Here is a 4,778-nt window from a genome sequence, read left to right on the forward strand (position 1 = left end):
GCTCGGATCCGACGGCCCACGGGCGATCGGCGACCTGCTGGTCGCCTCGCACGCGTCGATGCGAGACGACTTCGAGATCTCGGTTCCCGAGCTCGACCTCGCCGTCGAGACGGCGCTCGCGCACGGCGCGGTCGGGGCGCGGATGACCGGCGGCGGCTTCGGCGGCGCCGCGATCGCACTCGTCGAGCGCGACGCCGTCGACCGGATGGCGGATGCCGTCACCCGGGCGTTCGCGGATGCCGGATTCGGCGCACCGCACGTGTTCACCGTGCATCCCTCCGACGGCCCGCGACGCGACGCCTGACACCCCCCCCACCAGCTCCGAATCGCTCAATTGTCGACGAACCGGGCCAGAATCGTGCCATTCACGCGATTCGAACGGCCTGGTGAGCCCCATCGGAAGGAGCCGGCATGAACATCCGACCCGCGACCTCGGACGACGCCCACGACATCGCCCTGGTACATGTACGCGCCTGGCAGCAGGCGTATAGAGGGCTGATGCCGCAGTCGGTGCTCGATGAGCTGTCGATCGCCGAGCGCGAGGCCGGCTGGGCGCGACTGCTCTCCGAGACGCCGCGCGCCTCGCAGACGATCGTCGTCGTCGAGCGCGACGGCCGCGTCACCGGCTGGGCGAGCTACGGTGAGGCACGCGACGCCGATGCGCCCGGCTCGGGTGAGCTCTGGGGCATCTACGCGCATCCGGATGCCTGGTCGACCGGCGTCGGCCACGCGCTGATCACCGCGGTGGAGGATGCCCTGCGCTCAGACGGCCACGAGACCGCGTACCTCTGGGTGCTCGAAGGCAACACGCGCGCCGCGACGTTCTACGAGCGGCACGGCTGGGCATCCGACGGCGCACGGAAGGTCGACGAGCGTCCCGGGCTCGTGCTGCACGAGCTGCGCCAGGTGAAACGCCTCGCCTGAGTCAGTCGAGCGCGGTCATCACGTGCTTGACGCGGGTGTAGTCGTCGAAGCCGTACTGCGAGAGGTCCTTGCCGTAGCCGGAGTGCTTGAACCCGCCGTGCGGCATGTCTGACACGAACGGGATGTGCGTGTTCACCCATACGCAGCCGAAGTCGAGGTCGCGCGTGAAGCGCATCGCCCTCGTGTGATCGCGCGTGAAGACCGACGCGGCGAGCGCATAGCGCACGCCGTTCGCCATCGCGAGCGCCTCGTCGTCGGTGTCGAACGACTGCACGGTGAGCACCGGTCCGAAGATCTCGTTCTGCACGGCCTCGTCGTCTTGCCGCATGCCCGACACGATCGTCGGCTCGAAGAACCAGCCCTTGTCGCCCTGGCGGCGCCCGCCGGTCTCGATCGTGGCATGCGCGGGCAGCCGGTCGATGAAACCCTGCACCTGGGCGAGCTGCGCCGCGCTCGAGAGCGGACCGAACAGCACACCCTCCTCGTGCGGCCCGCCGGTGCGCGCATGCGTGCGCGTGCGCTCGACGAGGGCGCGCACCAGCTCGTCGTGCATCGAAGAGTGCGCGATCACGCGGGTCGCGGCCGTGCAGTCCTGTCCGGCGTTGAAGAACGCGGCGGCGACGATAGCATCCGCCGCCTTCTCGATCGACGCGTCGTCGAACACGATCGCCGGCGCCTTCCCGCCGAGCTCGAGATGAACGCGCTTCAGGTCGGATGCCGCCGACGCGGCGACCGCCATGCCCGCCCGCACCGATCCGGTGATGGCGACCATCTGCGGAACCGGGTGGGCGACGAGCGCGGCGCCGGTGTCGCGAGCGCCGAGCACGACGTTCAGCGTGCCGGCGGGCGTGTGCTCGGCGACGATCTCGGCGAGCAGAAGCGTCGACAGCGGGGTCGACTCGGCGGGTTTGAGCACCACCGTGTTGCCCGCGGCGAGCGCGGGGGCGATCTTCCACACCGCCATGTTGAGCGGATAGTTCCACGGGGTGACCTGCCCGATCACGCCGATCGGCTCGCGTCGCACGTAGGAGGTGTGTCCGGCGGCGTACTCCCCTGCCGCGCGCCCCTCGAGGCTGCGGGCGGCGCCGGCGAAGAAGCGCAGCTGGTCGATCGACTGCTCGATCTCGTCGGCGACGAGGGTCGCGCGCGGCTTGCCGGTGTCTTGCGACTCGAGGTCGGCGAACTCGTCGGCGCGGGATGCCATGGCATCCGCGATCCGGAACAGCGCCAGCTGCCGCTCGGCCGGTGTCTTGTCGCGCCAGATCGGGAAGGCGGACGCTGCGGCCGCGTAGGCTGCGTCGAGGTCGTGCTCGTCAGACAGCGGGATCCGGCCGTACACCTCTTCGGTGGCCGGATCGACGAGGTCGAGGGTTCCGGTGCCGTGCGCATCGCGCGGCGAGCCGCCGATGTGGTTCTGCAGTGTCGTCGTCGCCATGCGGCCACCATACCCATCTATTCTGCGGATTCGGGAGTTTTTCTCGCTTTTCTCTTCGGATCCGGTTGCATGCATCGCGTTCTCATGTCAGGATCGGCGCATGACTGACAAGCCGAAGACCGCGACGCTGGACGATGTCTCGAAGCGGATCATCGAGCTGCTGCAGCAGGACGGCCGTCGGCCCTACGCCGAGATCGGCCGCGCGGTCGGTCTCAGCGAAGCCGCGGTCCGGCAGCGCGTGCAGCGCCTCACCGACTCGGGCGTCATGCAGATCGTGGCCGTCACCGACCCCCGGCAGCTCGGCTTCGCACGGATGGCGATGATCGGCATCCGCACCTCCGGCGATCCGCGCGAGGTCGCCGATGCCGTGAAGGCGTTCGACGAGATCGCGTACGTCGTCGTCACCCTCGGCACCTTCGACGTGCTCGCCGAGGCCATCTGCGAGACCGACGAAGACCTTCTCGAACTGGTCTCGATGCGGGTGCGTGCGATCCCCGGGGTCGAGCACACCGAGAGTCTCATCTACGCCGGCCTGCACAAGGACTTCTACAACTGGGGCACGCGCTGATCGGCAGCGCACACCTCTTCGAGAGAGAACGAGAACCATGGGCACCACCGTGTTCGAGCGGCAGCGCCCGCACGACAGCCTGATCGACGCCGCCCTTCGCGACACCAGGCACGCCACCTTCTGGTTCGACGACATCGAGCGCCCGAGCCACCCACCGCTGACCGACCGCACCCGCGCCGACCTCGTCATCGTCGGCGGCGGATACGCCGGTCTCTGGACGGCCGTGCGCGCCAAGGAGCGCGACCCGCAGCGCTCTGTCGTGGTGCTCGAGGCGGCGCGGATCGGCTGGGCGGCATCCGGTCGCAACGGCGGCTTCTGCGAGGCCAGCCTCACCCACGGCCACGAGAACGGCATGAGCCGCTGGCCGGGCGAGATGGAGCGGCTCGAGCGGCTCGGGCTCGAGAACCTCGATGGCATCCAGCAGTCGGTCGAGCGCTACGGCATGGACGTCGACTGGGAGCGCACGGGGCAGCTCGCCGTCGCCGTCGAGCCGCATCAGATCGACTGGATGCAGGGTGAGGGATTCCTGGATCAGGATGCCGTGCGCGCCGAGGTGCACTCCCCCACCTACCTCGCCGGCAACTGGGACCGCACCGGCTGCGCGATGATCCACCCGGCCAAGCTCGCGGTGGAGCTGGCGAGGGTGGCCACCGAGCTCGGCGTCGTGATCCACGAGCGCAGCCGGGTCACCGGCATCCGCGGGTCGGGCCGCCAGACCGTCACCGTCGCGAGCGGGGCGACCATCACCGCCGACCACGTCGCCCTGGCCACGAACGCGTTCCCGTCGCTGCTCAAGCGCAACCGGCTGATGACCGTGCCGGTGTACGACTACGTGCTGATGACCGAGCCGCTCAGCGCCGAGCAGCTGCGGTCCATCGGCTGGCGGAACAGGCAGGGGCTCGCCGACAGCGCCAACCAGTTCCACTACTACCGGCTCAGCGCCGACAACCGCATCCTGTTCGGCGGCTACGACGCGATCTATCACTTCGGCGGCAAGGTGCGCGCCGAGTACGAGGAGCGCCCCGAGAGCTTCCGCAGGCTCGCCTCGCACTTCTTCACGACGTTCCCGCAGCTGGAAGGCCTGCGCTTCACCCACCGCTGGGCGGGCGCAATCGACTCGTGCAGCCGCTTCTGCGCGTTCTTCGGCACGGCCCGCGGTGGGCGCGTCGCGTACGCGACGGGATTCACCGGCCTCGGTGTCGGCGCCAGCCGGTTCGCCGCCGACGTCATGCTCGACGAACTCGAGGGGCTCACGACCGAGCGCACCGAGCTCGAGATGGTGCGCACGCGCCCGATCCCGTTCCCGCCCGAGCCGGCCGCGGCGATCGGCGTGAACCTCGTGCGCCGGTCGATGGATCGCGCAGACCACAACGCGGGCAGGCGCGACCTGCTGCTGAAGACCCTCGACGCCGTCGGAATGGGGTTCGACTCGTGAGCCTGCCGCTGCAGACCGCCGGAATCGCGACGGATGCCCTGCACGAGCCCCTCACGCATGACCCGCTGCCCGCGGAGGCGGTTCGCGCGGGGGCGCCGACTGTCGGCATCCGGGAACTCGGCCCGTTCGCCGGAGTCGAACTGGGCGTCTGGGAGATGACCGAGGGCGCCGCGGTCGACACCGAGATCGACGAGGTGTTCATCGTGCTCGCCGGCAGCGCCCGGATCGACTTCATCGAGCCCGCCCTGCCGACGATCGACGTGCGCGCGGGCTCCGTTGTGCGTCTGGAGGCCGGGATGCAGACGCTGTGGACCGTGCACGAGACACTGCGCAAGGTGTACATCGCCTGACGGCACCTGCCTCGATGGTGCACACCGGGGGCCGACACTCCAGATGTCGGACGCATTCACGGGATG

Annotated in this window: 5 protein-coding genes and 1 pseudogene; 5 read left to right on the plus strand and 1 reads right to left on the minus strand. The window is 69.7% G+C overall.

Annotated elements, in window-relative coordinates:
- Together RT309_RS13700 and RT309_RS13705 are read left to right on the plus strand one after the other, a co-directional pair.
- Positions 1–304: pseudogene (locus RT309_RS13700) on the plus strand (galactokinase); the annotation flags it as partial.
- Between the two features lie 107 nt (positions 305–411).
- Entirely contained in the window at positions 412–924 is a 513-nt protein-coding gene (locus RT309_RS13705; RefSeq protein WP_313357919.1) for a GNAT family N-acetyltransferase, read from the plus strand.
- 1 nt (position 925) lies between these two features.
- Here RT309_RS13705 and RT309_RS13710 read toward each other — a convergent pair whose 3' ends face one another.
- A complete protein-coding gene (locus tag RT309_RS13710) occupies positions 926–2,359 on the minus strand; it encodes a gamma-aminobutyraldehyde dehydrogenase (protein WP_313357921.1) in 1,434 nt (477 codons plus the stop codon).
- A 100-nt stretch (positions 2,360–2,459) separates the two neighbouring features.
- On the opposite strand from RT309_RS13710, the gene RT309_RS13715 reads away from it, so the two are divergent.
- Genes RT309_RS13715 through RT309_RS13725 form a run of 3 tightly spaced genes read left to right on the plus strand, consistent with a single transcriptional unit; the run spans position 2,460 to position 4,712 of the window.
- Positions 2,460–2,927 carry an Lrp/AsnC family transcriptional regulator gene (locus RT309_RS13715; protein WP_313357923.1) on the plus strand — a complete coding sequence of 156 codons (468 nt, stop codon included), beginning with the start codon at positions 2,460–2,462 and terminating at the stop codon, positions 2,925–2,927.
- A 37-nt stretch (positions 2,928–2,964) separates the two neighbouring features.
- Entirely contained in the window at positions 2,965–4,362 is a 1,398-nt protein-coding gene (locus RT309_RS13720; protein WP_313357924.1) for an FAD-dependent oxidoreductase, read from the plus strand.
- Positions 4,359–4,712 carry a cupin domain-containing protein gene (locus RT309_RS13725; protein WP_313357926.1) on the plus strand — a complete coding sequence of 118 codons (354 nt, stop codon included), beginning with the start codon at positions 4,359–4,361 and terminating at the stop codon, positions 4,710–4,712. Before RT309_RS13720 ends, RT309_RS13725 begins: the two co-directional genes overlap by 4 nt.
- Positions 4,713–4,778 lie beyond the last annotated feature (66 nt).

The organism is Microbacterium sp. (genome assembly GCF_032084865.1).
Classification (GTDB): Bacteria; Actinomycetota; Actinomycetes; order Actinomycetales; family Microbacteriaceae; genus Microbacterium.